The organism is Nostoc sp., assembly GCF_036917555.1.
GTDB lineage: Bacteria > Cyanobacteriota > Cyanobacteriia > Cyanobacteriales > Nostocaceae > Nostoc.
On sequence record NZ_JBALDD010000005.1, the window covers coordinates 22,796 to 41,840 of the forward strand.

18 protein-coding genes and 1 pseudogene are annotated in these 19,045 nt (G+C 42.6%); 11 read left to right on the plus strand and 8 right to left on the minus strand.

The window, feature by feature from the left end:
• The first annotated feature begins 57 nt into the window (after positions 1 to 57).
• From V7K60_RS01215 to V7K60_RS01225, 3 genes are all read left to right on the plus strand, one after another.
• On the plus strand, positions 58 to 1,326 hold the full coding sequence (locus tag V7K60_RS01215; RefSeq protein ID WP_334922295.1) for a pilus assembly protein PilB: 1,269 nt from the start codon (positions 58 to 60) through the stop codon (positions 1,324 to 1,326).
• A 189-nt stretch (positions 1,327 to 1,515) separates the two neighbouring features.
• A complete protein-coding gene (locus V7K60_RS01220) occupies positions 1,516 to 2,199 on the plus strand; it encodes a Crp/Fnr family transcriptional regulator (protein WP_334822408.1) in 684 nt (227 codons plus the stop codon).
• A gap of 111 nt (positions 2,200 to 2,310) precedes the next feature.
• On the plus strand, positions 2,311 to 4,353 hold the full coding sequence (locus V7K60_RS01225; RefSeq protein WP_334922297.1) for a hypothetical protein: 2,043 nt from the start codon (positions 2,311 to 2,313) through the stop codon (positions 4,351 to 4,353).
• A gap of 143 nt (positions 4,354 to 4,496) precedes the next feature.
• Here the strand turns inward: V7K60_RS01225 and V7K60_RS01230 are convergent, their stop codons facing one another.
• Together V7K60_RS01230 and V7K60_RS01235 are read right to left on the minus strand one after the other, a co-directional pair.
• The gene (locus tag V7K60_RS01230; RefSeq protein WP_334922298.1) at positions 4,497 to 4,718 is read right to left on the minus strand and encodes a hypothetical protein; all 222 of its coding nucleotides are present in this window, start codon (positions 4,716 to 4,718) and stop codon (positions 4,497 to 4,499) included.
• Between the two features lie 3 nt (positions 4,719 to 4,721).
• Positions 4,722 to 5,339 carry an ATP-binding protein gene (locus V7K60_RS01235; RefSeq protein ID WP_334922300.1) on the minus strand — a complete coding sequence of 206 codons (618 nt, stop codon included), beginning with the start codon at positions 5,337 to 5,339 and terminating at the stop codon, positions 4,722 to 4,724.
• 647 nt (positions 5,340 to 5,986) lie between these two features.
• Here V7K60_RS01235 and V7K60_RS01240 point away from each other — a divergent pair.
• Positions 5,987 to 7,768 carry a M61 family metallopeptidase gene (locus V7K60_RS01240; protein ID WP_334922302.1) on the plus strand — a complete coding sequence of 594 codons (1,782 nt, stop codon included), beginning with the start codon at positions 5,987 to 5,989 and terminating at the stop codon, positions 7,766 to 7,768.
• A gap of 75 nt (positions 7,769 to 7,843) precedes the next feature.
• On the opposite strand, the gene pyk is transcribed toward V7K60_RS01240, so the two are convergent.
• Positions 7,844 to 9,613, minus strand: coding sequence for a pyruvate kinase (pyk, locus tag V7K60_RS01245; protein WP_334922304.1), 1,770 nt, complete (start codon positions 9,611 to 9,613; stop codon positions 7,844 to 7,846).
• 379 nt (positions 9,614 to 9,992) lie between these two features.
• On the opposite strand from pyk, the gene crtR reads away from it, so the two are divergent.
• Positions 9,993 to 10,883 carry a beta-carotene hydroxylase gene (gene crtR / locus V7K60_RS01250; protein ID WP_334922306.1) on the plus strand — a complete coding sequence of 297 codons (891 nt, stop codon included), beginning with the start codon at positions 9,993 to 9,995 and terminating at the stop codon, positions 10,881 to 10,883.
• A gap of 44 nt (positions 10,884 to 10,927) precedes the next feature.
• Here crtR and V7K60_RS01255 read toward each other — a convergent pair whose 3' ends face one another.
• Entirely contained in the window at positions 10,928 to 11,128 is a 201-nt protein-coding gene (locus V7K60_RS01255; RefSeq protein WP_334922308.1) for a hypothetical protein, read from the minus strand.
• 109 nt (positions 11,129 to 11,237) lie between these two features.
• Between V7K60_RS01255 and V7K60_RS01260 the strand changes: the two are divergent.
• Positions 11,238 to 11,420 (plus strand): annotated as a pseudogene (locus V7K60_RS01260) (hypothetical protein).
• Between the two features lie 121 nt (positions 11,421 to 11,541).
• Here the strand turns inward: V7K60_RS01260 and V7K60_RS01265 are convergent.
• The gene (locus V7K60_RS01265; RefSeq protein WP_334922310.1) at positions 11,542 to 12,093 is read right to left on the minus strand and encodes an opioid growth factor receptor-related protein; all 552 of its coding nucleotides are present in this window, start codon (positions 12,091 to 12,093) and stop codon (positions 11,542 to 11,544) included.
• Between the two features lie 422 nt (positions 12,094 to 12,515).
• Here V7K60_RS01265 and V7K60_RS01270 point away from each other — a divergent pair, with 422 nt between their 5' ends.
• Complete coding sequence (locus V7K60_RS01270) at positions 12,516 to 12,989, plus strand: TspO/MBR family protein (protein ID WP_322638266.1); 474 nt, start codon at positions 12,516 to 12,518, stop codon at positions 12,987 to 12,989.
• 90 nt (positions 12,990 to 13,079) lie between these two features.
• A complete protein-coding gene (locus V7K60_RS01275) occupies positions 13,080 to 13,553 on the plus strand; it encodes a TspO/MBR family protein (RefSeq protein WP_334922312.1) in 474 nt (157 codons plus the stop codon).
• A 5-nt stretch (positions 13,554 to 13,558) separates the two neighbouring features.
• On the opposite strand, the gene V7K60_RS01280 is transcribed toward V7K60_RS01275, so the two are convergent.
• From V7K60_RS01280 to V7K60_RS35000, 3 genes are all read right to left on the minus strand, one after another.
• Positions 13,559 to 14,266, minus strand: a complete 708-nt coding sequence (locus tag V7K60_RS01280) for a M15 family metallopeptidase (protein ID WP_334922313.1) — start codon at positions 14,264 to 14,266, stop codon at positions 13,559 to 13,561.
• A gap of 138 nt (positions 14,267 to 14,404) precedes the next feature.
• Positions 14,405 to 14,662, minus strand: a complete 258-nt coding sequence (locus V7K60_RS01285; RefSeq protein WP_334922315.1) for a DUF4926 domain-containing protein — start codon at positions 14,660 to 14,662, stop codon at positions 14,405 to 14,407.
• Positions 14,663 to 15,017: 355 nt separating this feature from the next.
• Positions 15,018 to 15,161 carry a DUF6883 domain-containing protein gene (locus tag V7K60_RS35000; protein WP_442944323.1) on the minus strand — a complete coding sequence of 48 codons (144 nt, stop codon included), beginning with the start codon at positions 15,159 to 15,161 and terminating at the stop codon, positions 15,018 to 15,020.
• Positions 15,162 to 15,209: 48 nt separating this feature from the next.
• Here V7K60_RS35000 and V7K60_RS01290 point away from each other — a divergent pair, with 48 nt between their 5' ends.
• From V7K60_RS01290 to V7K60_RS01300, 3 genes are all read left to right on the plus strand, one after another.
• A complete protein-coding gene (locus V7K60_RS01290; protein WP_334922317.1) occupies positions 15,210 to 16,679 on the plus strand; it encodes an aminotransferase class I/II-fold pyridoxal phosphate-dependent enzyme in 1,470 nt (489 codons plus the stop codon).
• Positions 16,680 to 16,874: 195 nt separating this feature from the next.
• On the plus strand, positions 16,875 to 17,858 hold the full coding sequence (locus V7K60_RS01295) for a choice-of-anchor A family protein (protein ID WP_334922319.1): 984 nt from the start codon (positions 16,875 to 16,877) through the stop codon (positions 17,856 to 17,858).
• Between the two features lie 135 nt (positions 17,859 to 17,993).
• Positions 17,994 to 19,013 (plus strand): ABC transporter ATP-binding protein, encoded by a 1,020-nt coding sequence (locus tag V7K60_RS01300; protein WP_334922321.1) that lies wholly within the window; start codon positions 17,994 to 17,996, stop codon positions 19,011 to 19,013.
• Positions 19,014 to 19,045 lie beyond the last annotated feature (32 nt).

A 19,045-nucleotide genomic window follows, 5' to 3' on the forward strand; every position in this document is an offset into this window, starting at 1 on the left:
ATTAACTACCTATTGAATTAGAGGCAAAATATAAGTAAACACCAACGAATCAAATCTATGTTGTCTTCAAAGGGCGAACTAAATGATACTGCAGCAAATGGACAGCAAATGCTAACTGCCGCTCAAACTAGGTGGGAGGAAGGAGACGATCGCGAACAAATATTCCACTTGATTGATCATCTTTTGTCCTTTGAAGCTTGCCTCTACCACCAAATTTTGCCCTTTGGATTAGAAAACAAAAACCTCTTGTTAGGCATGGTTCATCTACAAGACAGCGAAGCCCTAGATTACGTTGATCGCATTTTGTCTTCTATCAATTGCACAATGGTGATTGAGGCGATCGCAGCCGATGCTCACCGCAGAATCCTATCAGCCTACCTCAACCATAAGAATACATCCCAGCTAGATGCAAAACTTGTGCATCAGGCAACAGTAGACTCTCCCCCAACAAATAGACCAGCTACGATTGCTGACACACCTAATCCTTCCCTAGATGCCGACTCGGAATCAAATCAACAACCAATATTGATGGTATTTCAGACACAAAAGCGTCAAAATTTTGGACAACGGGTAGATTTGCCTCCGATTCCAGAGCTAGACCAATCATCTCAAACTACGACGTTCTTCACCCCTATTTTCAAAACTCAACAGGAAGAGAATTCTGAAGCCACATCATCAAACAATTTACCTATTTTTCCCACACAAGCTTCTGAACTACTGAGTGCGATGGAGTTGCTAAAAACACTGCCACCCAAGAAATTATTAGAAGAATTACTAGGGCGAATCTTGACTGGGGGAATTGGTCGGCTGTACTTAGAAAGACAAGCTTATGAAGGCATAATACTGTGGAGTGACAATGGAGTTTTGCAGTCTGTATTAGACAAACTGCCGCTCTCAGTTTTCCAAGGAGTACTGAATGAATTAAAGCGGTTTGTTTCCCTGCCTATCACTACGGTTGCAGAACCAAAACAGGTAGAAAAGGAATACGTATATCAAAAAAATCGCTTATTATTACGCTTGCGAGTCATGCCGGGAATCTATGGCGAAGAGGCAACACTCCAAGTATTGCGGGGAGCAGCATTAAAATTCTATCAACAACACCAGTTAACACGTCTAGGCCGCGATGCTTTAGGAATTTCTCAGCAACTAAGCATCAAGTTACATGAACTACAAGAACGACTTTTACTGAATCCCAACCTTGATTCTCAGCAATTAGAGGCCTTAGTTGCCCTGAATCAATTAGTGAAAAATTTAGACCAACAGATAAAAATACTGGCACTAGATAGCAATCTACCAACAAAGAGTAAATCATCAGTCAGTAAGTGAAAACGCTGATTTCGTTCGCATACATAATTGTTATGTTGTAATGGAATCCTAGACTGATAAAGCTTAGAGATTCATCTCTAAATAAATACAAATTTTGCGATCGTATTCTGAGTAAGATTACGGTTTAAAAAAACTTAATAGTAGCAAAGTTAGTTTCCTGCTCTTAAATCCTATTGTTGCAAATATTTCATGCTAACTGAGGTTTTTAGTGAACTTTTCCCCTTAATGAGTACAGCCAATCCACAGACATTGGAATGGCTACTCAACGTTGCAATTGAACATGAATACCCATCTGGGCGAGCCGTTGTGATGGAAGATGCCTGGGGTAACGCAGTTTACTTTGTGGTTTCTGGTTGGGTCAAAGTCCGGCGTACCGTCGGGGAAGATTCAGTCGCTCTGGCAATTTTTGGGCGTGGCGATTTTTTTGGAGAAATGGCAATTTTGGATGAATCTCCACGCTCAACTGATGTCATTGCCCTTTCACCGGTGAAGTTGCTTAGTATCTCCAGAGAGCGGTTTATTCAAATATTGTTTAAAGACCCACAGTTACATCACCGAATGTTGCAACTGATGGTACGGCGATTGCGACAAATTAACCTGCGCTTACAAATGCGGTCTTCACCACCAGCGGTCAAACTCGCTCATACCCTAGTGACTTTGGGTGAAAGTTATGGTCAGGAATCAGACTTAGGAAGAGAAATTTTTAATATTCCCTTTAAAGATTTAGCAGAGGTGACAGAAATCGGTGTTGAAGAAACCACCAAAATAATGGAAAAACTGCATGAAAAAGGGTGGATAAAAATTGATAGCGCCAACAACATCATTTATCTTGTGAACTTCAAACAGTTGATGAACTTGGCTGGCAAAGTGTGATTTTTTATTTATTCAACGATACAAATTTTGGCATTAAGTAGGTCAACCGATATAGGCTTCGGTTGACTTTCTTATTACAGGTGTAAATACTTTACAAATTGAAACCCCATAATGGATGACACCACTCCACCCCTGACAAAAAACATCACACAGGCACAATTAGCAGCAGCAGAACCTAGTACTGACCCTGAACTGTTGCGGGAACTGGCATTATCTACTGACCAAAAAACCCGTCAGTCCGTTACAGGTAATCCTAATACTCCTGCTGATGTCCTGTTGCGTTTGGGAGCAGAATTTCCGTCCGAATTGCTAGATAATCCAGTGTTTCCATTACTGCTTTTGGAAAATCTCAATTTAGTTGCAGAAATTCCCTTAAATACTTTGCGAAGTATTCTTAGACAGGAAAATGTTCCTGTGTCTATTCTAGAAAAATTAGCAGATAAGTCAGATTACGAAGTACAACTACTAGCGCTAGCCGAAAACCCCCAAAATCAAAAAGTAGTTTTCAATCGGCTCAATCAAATCAATGATTCTCTTATTGTGGAATCTGCTCGTTTACACATCAATTTGGCTGGAGAATTAACAGAGGGATACGAGCAAAAAGTTAAAGAGGTAATTCAAGGAGCCATCTCTTGCGATCGCAATGTTTTTGCTTACGATCTTGTTGTCCCCGCTCAAATTTGCTTTATCCCAGAATTTATTGTTGAATGTTGGGTAAGGGAGCCAATATATGAACATTATTTGTGTAGGAAGATTGCTGATTCTCCTGCTACCTCTGCTAGTATTCTCAAACATTTAGCCAACCATACTGATGGTTATACACGAGATGGAGTAGCCCAAAATCCCAATACTCCTACAGAGGCTTTACGAAAATTGGCAAGCAAACAGGAAGCAGGAGAACCTCGAATCTTTCTTGGTCGCAATCTAAATACACCTAGTGATGTTTTGGAGAGTTTGAGCAAAGATCGAGATAAAAAAGTTCGTATTAGCGTCGCGGAAAATCCCAACACGCCCCTAACTGTACTTCAATATTTAGCAAACGATACAGAGAGAAATGTTGCTGAGGCTGCTACTAGAGCAATACGAGAACAACAAGGAGAATATACTGCTGAAGCAGTCAGAAAAAACCCGAAAACTCCCCCCCATGTGTTAGAAAAGTTAGCACAAAAAGACCCCCAGACTGTCTGCCAACACTCAAATACACCGTCCGAACTGCTTTTAGAATTCTCCAAAAGCGTTAACTCACAAGTTCGGGAATGGGTGGCTAAAAACCCCAACGCACCAGTGAATATTTTAGAACAGTTGGCTGATGATGACTCTTCTACAGTTCGGCAGGAGGTTGCCCGAAATCCGAATACACCATTAAGTCTTCTGTTTAAGCTATTTGCTAGAGACGCATCGTTAAGCGATACAATAGCTTATCAAATGTCAAGAGAACAATATCACTCCCCCCACCAGGTGAACAGTATCTTAAATATCCTAAATGAAGAAAGTACCAGCCCCCTAGAAACCATTTTGCAGAGATTAGTACACGAGGGAGGAGAGGCGACTCGTCTGTTTTTAGCTCGCCGCGTTGATTTACCTGCTCATATATTGGCACAACTTGCTGAAGCAACAGAGGTTAAGGTGCGCCAGGCTGTAGCTCAAAACGCGAATACACCAATCAGCGCCTTGGAAAAATTAGCCAGAGACGAAGATAGCACAGTTCGGATGCATACCGCTTCAAAAATTAACCTGTCGCCTGAGACTTTAGAAGAACTAGCGGTTGAGAAATCATCTAGTGCAGTGCATGAAAAGGCGATGGTGAATCCCAGTTTACCAAAAGAAGCGGTGGAACGTATTCTTTGCGGACAATATGCAACAGATTACTTGAAACTGAATCCTGATTTTCTATCTCGTCATCCTGATAGCAAGGCTAGGGTAATCAATTACTATGCCAAGTCCGAGTCTTTTTGGGTTCGCTTTATTGCCCTACTTCAACCCCAGATTTCTCAGGAATTACTACACGAAAAAAGCCTTTCTATTTACTGGTTGGAACGGTTAGCTGTAGCTCAAAATCCACGAGCTGCTCAAAAAATCCTCAATCAGCTGGCAAAAGACGGCAATCAGTTGGTTCGAGCAGCAGCAAAAGCTACATTGCGGGATCTCTCTTAATCCTATATTCGCAGCAGAAGATTTAGGGACTTGCAAATAAAAAAAACATCCCAAAACTGAGGCAAAAATTCTCTCTATTTCTTTTCTCTCAGTGTTCTCTGCGTCTCTGTGATAGCCTACGGCAAGCCACTCTGCGTCTACGTTTATTTAAATAATTTATTTCTTGGAAGTCCCTTATTTTTCAAACTGGCATACTTAGCACTTGGTTCTTGAGGCCAAGGAATGCGATCGCCTTTACCTTCTAAAATCAATCTCAGATTCGGTAGTGTCTTGTAAAGCTGAATAAACGCCTGAAACTCAGTTGCAGTAGCCACCCCCACCGCCGGAGTAATATCTAATTCTGCGTGGTGTAGCGCACTTGCCATTTCTCAAGAACGAGGTGACGGCCAAGCGGGTTGCTGGGGATCGATTTTGTGCAACAATGTAGGACGAAAGGAAAGAAAGGCTATTATTTGCTCGTGTACGCCTGTTTCTAAGGCATAAGCTTTGAAGCTATCAAAATCAGGTTGTGCCTCTAGATGTAAAAACCTGTTTGCTAAAGGCGTAGGCATATCAAATACAGCTGCACGGTCTTCTTTGCGGTTGCCAGCGGCCCAGACAAACCAACCTGATGGTACAACGTAGGAGCCGACTTTTCGAGCTAAAATCAACTGTTGAGCAACTCCCTGCATTGCTGGCGGTGCCATATTTAGTTCATCTAGAAACAAGATGCCTTTACCGTCACGAGGGAGAAATTCTGGTGGATACCACTTGGAGATACCATCTTCAGCAACGGGTAAACCGCGCAAATCGGTGGGCGCAAGTTGACTGAGGCGCACATCCACAAAGTCGATATCATTCTCTTGAGCTATCTGTCCGACGATGCTGGATTTGCCAATGCCAGGAGGCCCCCAAATCATCGTACTAATTTGCAAGTTTTTACGGATCAGGTTGTCTAAATATGCTTTTAGATCGGAAGGTGTCAGGTCGCTTCGCTCCGAATTCAAAATTCAAAATTTAAAATTTAAAATTAATGATCCCTATAAATATAGGACTTACGCAAAATCATGATAAAACGAACCGCAAAGGACGCAAAGGAATAAGAGTTTCAGAGAGTTCTTGCGTAAGTCCTGAAATAAATGGCGTTGCTCTATATCCTTTTCATTTTCAGTCATGGATTTTTGATTTTCGATAAATGCTTAGTAGATGGAATCTCAACTTCTGGTGAAAAGTCCAGGATACGGGTATTATATTTGAGCATTTTTAGGCTCTACCTGAAAACTAGATTTTCAAAATGGGGTTTTCCAATCAGAGAATCTGCGCCATTCCCCTTACTTCTAACTTGGCCTCACTAGTGCGAATTTTTGGTGCGTTGGCGTACCCCGCACAACTCTTGGAGACGCTCTTGCTAGCTTGCTTCCACGTTCGCGCAGCGTGCTGTAGGCAAGTGGTACGACAAGCTACTTCGACTGCGCTCAGTACAAGTCTGTCACCACCGTAGACATCGCAGATGGCTAAATATGGTTGAAATACCCAAATTTTGTCTAGTATTTATGTATTAAAGAAAGCCCTATAACTTTTAGTTATGGAAAAGAAATAAAGTGTAATCTTTATTTGAGAGCAAAGCCCATTAACAATTACCTCAGCAAACAAGATGACTGAAGCAACAGCAATTCGTCCTAATACCTACGTCGAGGAAACTGGGCCAACGATTCATTACCTGGTGGCAATGTCCCAACCAGAAACCCATCTGTTTGAGGTGACTTTACGCCTTGTCAATTATTCCTCACCAATTCTCGATTTAAAATTGCCAGTGTGGACACCAGGTTCCTATTTAGTCCGGGAATACGCGAAGAATTTACAGGATTTTGAGGCTTTTGCAGAGAATAAGCCTTTAACTTGGCGTAAGCTTGGTAAAAATCATTGGCAGATAGACAAAATAAATGTTTCAGAATTAACTGTACGTTACCGCATTTTTGCGAATGAGCTATCGGTACGAACAAATCACTTAGATTGCACCCACGGTTATTTTAACGGTGCAGCAGTATTTTTTAGAATACCTGGCTGGGATAAGCAACCCATTCGCGTCACTATCGTACCACCACAGGCGGAATGGCAGGTAACTACTGCCCTACCACCCGTTGGTGAAGAAACGAATACTTTCTTAGCTAGCGATTTTGATACTTTAGTGGATAGTCCCTTTGAGATTGGTTCCCACCAATTGTATAAATTTGAGGTATTAGGAAAACCCCATGAATTGGCAATCTGGGGACAAGGTAATTACCAAGTTCAGCAGATGATTGCTGATATCCAAAAAATTATTCAAGTAGAAGCGCAGATGTTCGGCGGTTTGCCATATAAACGATATGTGTTTCTACTACATTTATTTAGCCAAGCTTTTGGCGGTTTGGAGCATAAAGACTCTTGCTCTTTAATTTACCAGCGTTTTGGATTTCGCGCTCAGGAAAAATACGATCGCTTTCTGCAATTAGTTGCACACGAATTTTTTCACTTGTGGAATGTCAAGCGAATTCGCCCAAAAGCATTAGAGGTTTTTGATTACGACCAAGAAAATTACACACCATCATTATGGTTTTGTGAAGGTACTACTAGTTACTATGACTTGTTAATTCCTTTGCGGGCGGGAATTTTTGATGTTCAGTCGTATTTAAATAACTTAGGTAAGGAAATTACCAGATATGAAATGACGCCGGGGCGCAAGGTACAACCCGTTTCCGAGTCGAGTTTTGATGCCTGGATAAAGCTCTATCGCCCAGATGCCAATAGCGGTAATTCCCAAATTTCTTACTATTTAAAAGGAGAAATGGTATCGTTGCTTTTGGATTTGCTGATTCGCTCTACTCACAACAATCAGCGCTCCCTTGATGACGTGATGTTGAAAATGTGGCAGCAATTTGGGCAAGATGAAATCGGCTATACCCCACAACAGTTGCAAGAAGCTATCGAATCTGTTGCCGAAATCGATTTGACTGATTTCTTTAAACGCTACATTGATAGTACTGATGATTTGCCTTTCAATCAGTATTTAGAACCCTTTGGCTTGCAGTTAATAGCCGAACAGCAGGAAGAACCTTACCTGGGCGTGAGAATTAATACAGAAAATGGGCGGGAGATGGTTAAGTTTGTGGAGACTGGTTCACCTGCACAAGTAGGGGGAATTGATGCAAGTGATGAGTTGTTAGCAATTGATGGGATTAAGGTAACGCCGGGTAGCTTAAGCGATCGCCTGAAAGATTACCAACCAAACGATACCATCCAAGTCACAGTTTTCCACCAAGACGAACTCCGTACTTATTCCATCACCCTGGCATCACCACATCCAACTAAATATCAAGTAAAGCCTGTTGAGCATCCTAACTCCAAACAGCAGCAAAACTTTGCTGGATGGCTTGGGGCTGCGATCGCAACTGTTTGATAAAGGGGCATGGGGCATGGGGCATTGCTTCTTTCTTTCCTCTGCTCCCCAGTCCCCAGTCCCCAATCCCCACCCTTAAGTCGTTCTCACCGCCCCAGAGTAAATTAAACCCCGTTGTAGATCCAGCGTTATAATCGCCCCATCTCGAATCACCTGCGTTGCCTGCTTCACACCAACAATCACTGGTACACCGAGACGCAAGCCAATTACTGCTGCGTGACTTGTGAGACTTTCTTCTTCAGTAATAATCCCGGCAGATTTCCGAATTGCCTCAACAAAATCGGCACTAGTGCGGGGTGCAACTAATATATCTCCGGGATTAAAGTTACTCACATCCATACCAGTACTAGCTACCCGTGCGCGACCACTTACTGAACCTTGTCCCAGTCCAATTCCGTGACCTAGTACTGCCGTTACCACCTCTACCTTAATCAAATCTGTAGAGCCAGAAATCCCCTGGAGTGTACCAGCCGTCATCACTACTAAATCCCCCTGAGATAGTAACTGAAGTTCCTGAGCCACATTAATCGCAGCTTGAAATGTCTGACCAGTGGAAGGTAATCCTAGCACCAACAGCGGTTTGACTCCCCACACCATCTGTAGCTGCCGCGCTACATTTACATGGGGTGTCACTGCCAAAATTGGTGTATGGGGACGAAACTTAGAGACATTGCGAGCTGTTGCCCCCGTTTGCGTTAGGGTCATAATTGCCGCTGCACCTAGTTGTTCAGCAATTTGACCAACAGCTTGACTAATCGCATTGGGAATGGATCGGCGGGCATCTCTCAAAGAACGTAAGTTTAAGTGTTGGGCTTCTTCCTGCTCCATACGTTCGGCAATTCGCGCCATCGTCGCCACTGCTTCTACAGGGAAGCTACCCACAGCGGTTTCATTGGAGAGCATCACCGCATCGGTGCCATCTAAAATCGCGTTTGCCACATCCGATACTTCAGCACGAGTGGGACGGGGATTGCTCACCATACTATCTAACATTTGAGTAGCGGTGATGATCGGAATTCCCAAGCGATTTGCTGTCGCAATTAGCCGTTTTTGGAGTACTGGAACATCTTCGGCTGGCAATTCCACCCCTAAGTCGCCTCTGGCAACCATCACGCCATCACACAAAGCCAGAATCGCTTCCATTTGTTCAATGGCTTCGTGCTTTTCAATTTTGGCAACCACTGGCACTTGCTTGCCTGTACTAGAAATTAGTTCTTTAATTTCGATCATGTCCTGGGGATTGCGGACAAAGGAAAGTGCCACCCAATCAACACCTTGATCCAGACCAAACATTAAATCCTCTCGGTCTTTGTCGGTCATTGCCTTAATTGACAGGTAAACGCCAGGAAAGTTTACGCCTTTATTGTTAGAAAGTTTACCAGGCACGGTGATCCGACAATGCAAATCACCTTTGTCCCGGTTAATCTCCTCTACCAGCATTTCTACTCGTCCATCATCGAGGAGGATTTTTGCCCCAACTGGGACTTCTTCGGCTAAATAATCGTAGGTGACGCAGCTAATTTCTTGAGCACCTACCACTGGACGATTTGTCAAGGTGAAGCGATCGCCTTTTGCCAAAACTATAGACCCATTGTCAAACTTCCCCAAGCGAATTTTTGGGCCCTGCAAGTCTTGGAGAATAGCTACTGGCTGATTTAATTCAAAAGCGGTTTGCCGAATTAAGCGAATACTACGCTGATGGTCGGCATGAGTTCCGTGGGAGAAGTTTAGCCGCAGTGTCGTGGCTCCCGCTTCAATAATCGCCTTGAGCATTTCAGGACTGCTAGTGGCGGGGCCAATAGTAGCGACAATTTTTGTCCGGCGCAGAGAATCTCGTAATTGCATAGGGGCTGAAGTTAGGGAGCTATCTGGGAAGTCATCGTAACTTAAGTGGCATCTCCTTTTCAGTCACTGCTATATCAATCAGATATAAGCAGTTAGAGAGGGTTCATGGGAGAGTGGGGCTGTGGGATAGACTAGATATAGTACATCAATCTTGTATCCATCCTCCCAACGAAGGAGTTTATTACATTAACTTCTTGCCGATTGTCATACCCCACTTATCAGTAAAGGCTAGGCTTCGTCTGGAATCATAGCGTTATTCATCTGCTGATATGCAAAGCTGTGGATAAATCTTGCCATACAAAACTTTGCAAAACTTTATTATTCACTAATATTTATCGTATATTCGTAATGTCTGCTTAAGAAGGAGTCAATCTTAAAGATGATCGCATCGGAGGCACAAAAGCCACTGACAATCCCACCTAAGGAATTTTTAGCGCCTCCCGGTGATTTCAATCCGACGTTGCTGCTGTTTTCTGTAGCTGTAGCCATGCTGGTGTTATCCAACTTTGGTTACTGGCTTTGGGAATGGCCGCACTGGCTATGCTTTTGCGTCAATACTATTGCCTTACATTGTGCTGGAACGGTAATTCATGATGCCTGTCATCAATCTGCCCATCGCAACCGGATAATGAATGCGATGTTAGGTCATGGCAGTGCATTGATGCTAGCTTTTGCTTTTCCTGTATTTACGCGGGTGCATTTACAGCATCATGGACATGTTAATCATCCTAAAGACGACCCAGATCATTATGTCTCTACGGGTGGGCCGCTGTGGCTGATTGCAGTCCGGTTCTTGTACCACGAGGTGTTTTTCTTTCAACGGCGACTGTGGCGTAAATATGAGCTATTAGAATGGGTTATCAGCCGCTTAATTGTCGGTGTAATTGTTTATATCTCAGTGCAATACCACTTTTTGGGTTACATTCTCAATTTTTGGTTTATACCGGCTTTTGTGGTCGGGATAGCACTAGGATTATTTTTCGACTATTTGCCCCATCGTCCTTTTGCCGAGCGTGATCGCTGGAAAAATGCTCGCGTCTATCCTAACCCAGTTCTCAATATTCTAATTATGGGACAGAATTACCACTTAATTCACCATTTGTGGCCTTCAATTCCTTGGTATAATTATCAACCTGCGTATTATGTCATGAAGCCCCTGTTAGATAAAAAAGGATGTTATCAAACTTCCGGATTGTTGCAGAAAAAGGACTTTTTTGAGTTTGTTTATGACATCTTTTTAGGAATTCGGTTTCATCATCAAAAAGAATAGAGTTGTTGCATAAAGCGATGCCTACGACGGGCTGCGCCAACGCGTCAAAAATCTCCGATTTCAACAATCACACCCAGAGCGATCGTTGCTAAGACACTGTGAACACTGGGTATCAATGGAAGTAAATCAGGCAGACGATTACTAGACGCCACCAGAACAACGACCGCAACTCCAGCCTGTTGCAAGTTTTGCTGATATCGTAAGTTTTGGCCTGTTGTTAGGAGAATCGTGAAACTCTTGTCCATTTGCAGAGCGCGATCGCTACCTGACAAAACTGGATCATGACCAACGCTAGCTTGCTGGCAGATACCTTAACATAGAAGCAAATACGACATCTTGTTATGGAAACTGGAAATGGATGCTTTAGTCCAAGAACTCGAAACAAAACTACGCCAATGGCAACCTGACATTGCTCAACAAGTCTGACAATGCCTTGCAGAGATTATTGAATTAGCAGACCAGGATGCTCTAGATATTCTTCGTTCTAGAGTGGTTGAACAAGAAGTATTGGATTTGATTGATGAACCCGAAACCTGATGAAGTGTGGCTAGCTGATTTAGGACTTGCAGCCAAGATGCGCCCTGTTAGATAGCCTCAAACTACATCAGACTCTGAGTCTCAGCAAAGCATCTCAATCTCATCGGCATCAGCAATATTGTTACATTGTCGCATTAGGTTTGACTGCAATTGTCCAATACTGAAATGTTTCACCTCCAATCTCCTCACTATTCTCATGGTAGATTTGCCGCAAGCATTCATAAAATGCTTGGGCTTCATTCTCCAATCCAAATGTCATTAAGCACTTTAAGATACGGGTGATACGAAGATAATTGTGGTCAAATATAGAAACCCATTCGCGTTTACGATTGGGATAGTCTTCTGACTGACTGATAACTATTCTTCTGTCATTACTTTCGTGGCGTTGCAACCCATAAAAATGAAGTATGACTGTGAAGGAACGCAGCAAATTTTGACGTAGGCGTGGGTTGTTTTGAAATGCTTGAATTACTTCCTTATTAACAGTGGGTGCATCAGGATTGAATGCACTTCGCTCAGCCAAAGGGAACAACCACTGAATGTAATCATGGGCGCACTCTAATTCTTCAAAATTCCAACTCCATATCTCTTGAATTGTCCAACCTGCTGAATTTCGCTGCTCCCCTAAGTAGAACGGAACAAGCATTACAGTTAGTTGTTTTTGATGATTCATTGCAAAGTACCTTCACAACTCAACATCTTGATTTTGGGCGCGATCGCCTCACCAATGACCTCAAATTACTATAACAAACTAGTAACATTTTCCCACCAGCAGCAGGTCGAGCAGCTGCATCAGCAAACAATTATATTTTTATGCTTTTGGTTACATAAATTTTATTTAAGGAATTTACATTTTTGACTTAACTGCTGGCTGTGATGTTTGTAAAGTCTGAGGCAAACTCCACTCGGGACGCAAACTAGCGGCGATCGCCTCTAAAGCGGTAGCAATGCCCAATGCCCATAATTAAAAATCCTGCCAAACGATGTGAAGGTTTCAAACTCAGGGATGATGAGTAATTAGCAATTAAATTGACAAAATCACACTATAAAGAGTGATATTAAGCGATAGATAGCGCTTGTAAAGGACTAACGGGCATGATTAAATCTTGGATGGTGATTGGGGGTGTGGCTTTCTTGGTTGCTTTAGCAGCAAACGTGATTACACCAAGCGATCGCCAATGGTTCAAGCGTTTACAACGACCGAGATGGCTAACTTTTGAGGGTGCAATTCCGATTATTTGGACTGTAATATTTATTTGTGGTGCTTGGTCAGCTTATATTGTCTGGGAAAAAGACCCTGGAAGCACTTCAACCTGGTTAATCATGGGTTTATATCTGCTATTAGAAATTGTTACCATTGCCTATACACCTGTAATGTTTAAGCTTCGCAGTCTGAAAGTGGGCACAATTCTCGGTGGCACAGGTTTGATTATTAGTGCTTTATTGATACTCGCAGTCTTAGGTTTTTCTGGTTGGGCAGCACTATTACTAGTTCCTTATTTGCTCTGGAGTCCCATTGGTACTTATACCACTTGGCAGATGATCCGTCTCAATCCTCAAGATGCCTAAGAATCGCACCAGGGAATGATTAAACATATAGTCTAAATTGTCACACTTGCAGTGTATGACTTGACAAAATACACAAAACTTGAGTGCATTATGATTCCATCTTGGATAATAATTGGGGCTGTAACTTTCTTCATCGCCCTTGGTAGTTTCTTGATTACGCCACGTGATGTTAAATGGTTTGCACGATTAAGTCGCCCTCGCTGGCTAGTTTTTGAGCCGTTGATTCCGGTCATCTGGACTGTAATTTTTATCAGTGGTACAGCTTCAGCTACTATTGTCTGGCAAAAAAACCCCGGAAGCCTAATTACTTGGCTATTAATGGCTTTGTATCTCGTGGTAGAAATTATCACCGTCGCCTACATACCTCTAATGTTGAGATTTCGCAGTCTCAAAACCGGAGAAATTCTTGGGCTAATCGGTTTGATTTTAGCCGTTGTCCTGGCAATCTGCGTTTTCCCGATTTCTCTAATGGCGGCGCTGTTACTCCTTCCCTATCTAGTTTGGACTCCCATTGGTACTTATACTACTGACGAGTTAAGAGAGTTAAATCCTCAAGATGCATAACGCATCTATGGAAGACGCCCATAACGTGCGGTGACAGGATTGGCTGGATTAGATTGATTATTCAGCCAAGCCCACATTTGATCGCCGACAGAAAAATGCCACCACTCTCTAGGATTGCGTTGAAAGCCGGCTTTTAACATTACATCTTGCAATCGCTGACGGTGAGCATGATACTTTTGGGCTTCTGGGCGATCGCTATTAGCATAATAATCTGGGTGCGATCGCTCTGACATTTCATCAATTGGCGAACCCATATTTACTATTTGCCCTGCATCATCTACCAGCGTCACATCCACCGCCCCACCTGTGCTGTGAGGAGGCGGAGTTTTTTCATCCAAACTAGGTGCAGCCCAAATTGCATAAACCGCTTCCCAAATTTCTTGGCGTTGGTTTGGTGATAACTCTATATCAGTTAGTCCCCTGTGCTGCACTGCTTGGGCGAAGCTGTAATCTACCATAAACTGCTGGACTGCTACTGGGCGATAAGCGTCAAAAATTTGGATACACCAGTTTGGATACAACAGTTGAAGATAATTTTGCGCTTGGATCAAATTTTCAATAACGCTTTGACGGAGATAATAAGGGGAGCGATCGCCATAAGGCGCACCTAATTTTTCATAAGGATGAGGAGATTCCACCGCAAATAATTCTAAAGGAATCGCTATAAGGGGTTCACCAGACTCGAAAATTGGGATTTGATGATAAGGCCTCATGTAAATAATTCGTAATGACGCTCGAATACTCGCTACTGCTACGCTAACGTAATTCGTAATTATTACTCTATGCTGTGTATGAGAAATAATTTATAAGCGATCGCACCTCAATTCAGATACAGACCATAAAGTAAAAATTTAGGCAATTGCCAAATCATAATGTAAAACTAAAATTTCGTCTGAACTCAAAGTCGTCATTGCATATTCACAGCCTTGAGTATCAGCAAACTCGACTAAATAATGATATTTTTTTTGCTCATACACTTCTATAATTGTTCCAACTTGTGCACTGGGTAAGCTTTTGATAGAAGTATAATCTTCTTCCACTAGTTGTAATCTCTCAATGGGAGTCGGCTTAAGTGTAGCAATAGTATCCAAAAGTTTAATTTTGTTCATTTAACTTCAAAAATGCAGTAATCAAACGTCGATAGGGGTTATTAGCGGTAGTTTCTCAGATTGTCCGCAGCCTGATTCCGTCTGTATCAGATACTATCCAATCTACCTTAGAGGTTGTTTGAAAAGTATTTCACTGTGATTTTAGGCACTTTTAGATCCCCCCTTAAAAAGGTGGGAACCGGAATCTAAGTCCCCCTTATAAAGGGGGACTTAGGGGGATATAGAACTTTTTATACCGACAATACAACTTTTCAAACATCCTTTTAAATTATTGACCAAATTGTGTAGTACTTTGCTGAACAACTTCACCTGCAACTGCTGCTGTTTGAATCAATTCACGCAAAACATCGGGGTTTTATAGCGTGATTCCTAGAATTGATGCGAAAACTCTAGCTTTATGTTTCCCACTCGGATGTTCTGGGTTTAGACAATAACCTATGAGCTTTTGTACAGAAATCTCTGCTTGCTCGCCGTTGGGAATTTCATTATCTATGAATATGCCCTAACAGACTTAGGATTCTATCATTAACAGTTCGTTTTTTCAAAAATGCTCAATCAAAACCAAACACCTCTTTTAGATGCCTTAAAAGCTAATGCAGCAAGACCTCATGCGCCTTTTTATACCCCAGGACATAAACTAGGTGAGGGAATTTCTCAACCTTTGGCTGACTTACTTGGCAAAGCCGTCTTTCGCGCTGATTTAACTGAATTAACAGATTTAGATAATCTCTTTGCACCCCAAGGCGTTATTCAAGAAGCACAACAACTAGCAGCAGCAGCTTTTGACGCTTCGCAAACATGGTTCCTTGTCAATGGTTCTACCTGTGGTATTGAAGCGGCAATTCTCGCTACCTGTGGCATGGGGGATAAAATCATTCTGCCTCGCAATGTGCATTCTTCTGCGATCGCAGGTTTAATTCTCTCTGGCGCAATACCAATTTTTCTCAATCCTGAATACGATCCAGTTTTAGATATTGCCCATAGCATCACCCCCAATACTGTACAATCTGCACTCATACAGCATCCAGATGCCAAAGCAGTGTTGACAGTTTACCCCACATATTACGGTGTTTGTGGAGATTTAAGTGCGATCGCCAACATCACACATCAATACAATATCCCTCTACTCGTAGACGAGGCACACGGCGCACACTTTGCCTTTCATCCCGAATTACCCACTCCAGCTTTAGCCGCAGGTGCAGATTTAACTGTACAATCTATCCACAAAGTACTTGGTGCGATGACACAGGCATCGATGCTGCACATCCAAGGTAATAGGATTGATTGCGATCGCATCAGTAAAGCTTTGCAACTCCTACAATCTACCAGTCCTAGTTATTTACTTTTAGCTTCTTTAGATGCAGCGCGTCAGCAAATGGCACTCCACGGAAAAATGCTGATGTCTCGCACTTTGCAACTTGCTGATGAAGCTAAAACCAGAATCAGTCAAATTCCTGGATTATCAGTTTTGGTAATGCCTCAGTTGGAGGAATGCCTCGGCTTTGTAGCTTTAGACAAGACGCGACTAACTGTCACTGTTTCTGGTTTAGGTTTAACCGGATTTGAGGTAGATGAGATTCTTGATGAAAAATTAGGTGTTACTGCTGAATTCGCCTCACTACAACATCTCACTTTTATCATTAGTTTGGGCAACACCCCAGCCGATATTGAACAATTAGTGCAAGGTTTTACCACCCTCGCCAAAGAATATCGCCGAAGCAACTTGACTGTTAAAAACCAGGTTTGGCTAAATTTAGACAGAACACTAGATTATGCTTTACAACTTTCTCCCCGTGAAGCTTTTTTTGCTGTCAGTGAAATACTACCTTTGACACAAACCAATAAACGCATCTGTGCTGAAATCGTCTGTCCCTATCCCCCAGGAATTCCTGTGTTAATGCCAGGAGAAGTCATTACCAAATCTGTCCTTGAGTACCTACAACAAATCCAGGCTATGGGTGGATTTATCAGTGGTTGTAATGACATTAGCCTCAAAACTTTGAAAGTTGTGAAATAACCTTATAACTCCTGAATTCTTATTTATAGATATTTAATTCATGAAGTCAATAGTAAATGTGCAGTTTTTCAAATAGATTTAGGGAAAAATATACAGTAGTTTTACCAGTGTGAAACTTCAATAAAATAGCTAGCTAACTAGTGCAATCTTTGATTTATACTCATAGGATCATCTTGATGATTCCTAAACTAGAAGATGAAATCAAAAACCTATTATATTTGGGGGTTAGTAGCAGTTCCAATTGTAGTCACTCTAGCGCTGGATTTATCAGCAAGAGCGAATGCAGTTGAGTTAGGTGCTGCCTCTGATTACAATGTATTTGTTTTGGGAGATATCTCTCAAAAATATACAGATATCGAAGGCAAAGTTGCTGCTGGCGGTAACATAAATTTCGTCGGCGGACTTGGAAGCAGACTTTCTGGCAATAGCGGCGACGTAGTAGTCGCTGGACAGAATTTAACTTTGAGCAACGGTCAAGTCTACCACGGTAATGCTGTCTATGGAGGTAGCGCCAATGTATCCAGCAATGTGGGATTTCCCCAAGGAACTCTCAGCAAGAGCAATCCCATCGACTTCAATGAAGCAGGGAAAGAACTGCGAGGGCTGTCTGAATATTTGGCAACCTTAACTCCCACTGGTAATACAACAGTTCAACCTTGGGGTGCTATTAACCTTAGTGGCAGTGGTACTGCTTTTAATGTTTTTAATCTTGCAGGCTCATCTGTCTCCAAAACAAACTATTTTGAAATTAAGGGGGATGCAAATTCAACTATCGTTGTCAATATCAGCGGTAAGGATGTCTCGCTGCAAAACTTTGGGTTTAATATCATTAGCGCAGATAAACAAAAGGTAATTTACAACTTTTATGAAGCAACAAACCTAACTGCTAGTGGAATTGGCATCCAAGGTAGTATTCTTGCGCCTTTGGCTAATTTCAATTTCAATAACGGTCAAATTAACGGCAATGTAGTAGTAGCTTCTTTGACAGGAAATGGCGAGTCTCACAACTATCTATTTAATGGCGATCTGCCAGATGTCCCAATTAAGTACTACAATCCGCCTAAGCTTCACACTCGTATTCAGGTTCCAGAGCCTGCAAATCTTTCAGGTTTAGGATTAATTGCTGTAGTATTTGGTTTGTTTGGCTACAAACGCAATCAATCAACTCGTTTAGAATAATTAAAAATTTTTGGCAGCATAGCGCATGAAGCGAACTTGTTTACAGATTTTCGCTCATGCGCTATTTCCTTGCTCTCTACCTTCTACAATAAGGATAGACTTTATTGAGATTTGTATAGTTGGGGATCACCTGTCATGGCTCCCGCCGTTTTCATTCAAAATTTGCAAAAGCGCTACGGCACAGTGGTTGCCGTCCAGGATGTTTCCTTTCAGGTAGAACCAGGAGAAATTTTTGGTTTACTTGGCCCCAACGGTGCTGGAAAAACTACTACCTTGCGTGCTTTGTGTACGCTGACCACACCGGATGCGGGCAAAATCGAAGTATCTGGCATCTCTGTCTTAGATAATCCGAGAGTGGCAAGACAACGACTAGGCTACGTAGCTCAGGAAGTCGCTATAGATAAGGTGTTGACTGGAAAAGAACTGCTGCAATTGCAAGCAGCACTTTATCACCTCCCAGGCGCAGTAGCCAAACAGCGTATTGAAACGGTATTAGATTTACTCGGTTTGCAAGAATACGCCAACAAAAAGACAGGAACTTACTCAGGCGGTTTACGCAAGCGCCTAGACTTGGCTGCTGGATTGCTCCATGCACCGGATGTTTTGGTGTTGGACGAGCCAACTGTAGGACTTGACATAGAGACTCGTTTTGTGGTATGGGATTTTCTGAGAAAATTACGCGCCTCTGGGACGACGGTAGTAATTACCAGCCATTACTTAGAAGAAATTGACGCCCTAGCCGATCGCGTGGCAATTATAGATCGCGGCGTTGTAATTGCCAGTGGTACACCTTCGCAATTGAAAGATCAAGTAGGGGGCGATCGCATCACCTTGCGAATCCGCGAGTTTTCCCCGATTGAGGAAGCTGAAAAAGCTAAAAACCTCCTGAAACCTTTGCCCTTTGTCCAAGAAGTTATCATCAACAGCGCTCAAGGTAATTCGCTCAATTTGGTAGTGACACCTCAAAATGATGTTCTGATTAACATACAGCAAGCACTGAATGATGCTAGCTTGCCCATATTTGGCATCGCCCAATCTCGCCCCAGCCTCGATGACGTTTATCTCGCCGCCACAGGACGCACCTTGTTGGATGCAGAACTCGCAGCCGTCGCCACCCGCGATCCCAAAGCTGAGAAAAAGCAGAATATGAGATAGTGAATGGGGACTGGGGTATGGGGCATGAAAAT

Bases quoted from the DNA above. Each gene is read 5' to 3' on its own strand.
- V7K60_RS01215 (WP_334922295.1), top strand. From the start codon at position 58: ATGTTGTCTTCAAAGGGCGAACTAAATGATACTGCAGCAAATGGACAG.
- V7K60_RS01220 (WP_334822408.1), top strand. From the start codon at position 1,516: ATGCTAACTGAGGTTTTTAGTGAACTTTTCCCCTTAATGAGTACAGCC.
- V7K60_RS01225 (WP_334922297.1), top strand. From the start codon at position 2,311: ATGGATGACACCACTCCACCCCTGACAAAAAACATCACACAGGCACAA.
- V7K60_RS01230 (WP_334922298.1), bottom strand. From the start codon at position 4,718: ATGGCAAGTGCGCTACACCACGCAGAATTAGATATTACTCCGGCGGTG.
- V7K60_RS01240 (WP_334922302.1), top strand. From the start codon at position 5,987: ATGACTGAAGCAACAGCAATTCGTCCTAATACCTACGTCGAGGAAACT.
- pyk (WP_334922304.1), bottom strand. From the start codon at position 9,613: ATGCAATTACGAGATTCTCTGCGCCGGACAAAAATTGTCGCTACTATT.
- crtR (WP_334922306.1), top strand. From the start codon at position 9,993: ATGATCGCATCGGAGGCACAAAAGCCACTGACAATCCCACCTAAGGAA.
- V7K60_RS01255 (WP_334922308.1), bottom strand. From the start codon at position 11,128: ATGGACAAGAGTTTCACGATTCTCCTAACAACAGGCCAAAACTTACGA.
- V7K60_RS01265 (WP_334922310.1), bottom strand. From the start codon at position 12,093: ATGAATCATCAAAAACAACTAACTGTAATGCTTGTTCCGTTCTACTTA.
- V7K60_RS01270 (WP_322638266.1), top strand. From the start codon at position 12,516: ATGATTAAATCTTGGATGGTGATTGGGGGTGTGGCTTTCTTGGTTGCT.
- V7K60_RS01275 (WP_334922312.1), top strand. From the start codon at position 13,080: ATGATTCCATCTTGGATAATAATTGGGGCTGTAACTTTCTTCATCGCC.
- V7K60_RS01280 (WP_334922313.1), bottom strand. From the start codon at position 14,266: ATGAGGCCTTATCATCAAATCCCAATTTTCGAGTCTGGTGAACCCCTT.
- V7K60_RS01285 (WP_334922315.1), bottom strand. From the start codon at position 14,662: ATGAACAAAATTAAACTTTTGGATACTATTGCTACACTTAAGCCGACT.
- V7K60_RS01290 (WP_334922317.1), top strand. From the start codon at position 15,210: ATGCTCAATCAAAACCAAACACCTCTTTTAGATGCCTTAAAAGCTAAT.
- V7K60_RS01295 (WP_334922319.1), top strand. From the start codon at position 16,875: ATGAAATCAAAAACCTATTATATTTGGGGGTTAGTAGCAGTTCCAATT.
- V7K60_RS01300 (WP_334922321.1), top strand. From the start codon at position 17,994: ATGGCTCCCGCCGTTTTCATTCAAAATTTGCAAAAGCGCTACGGCACA.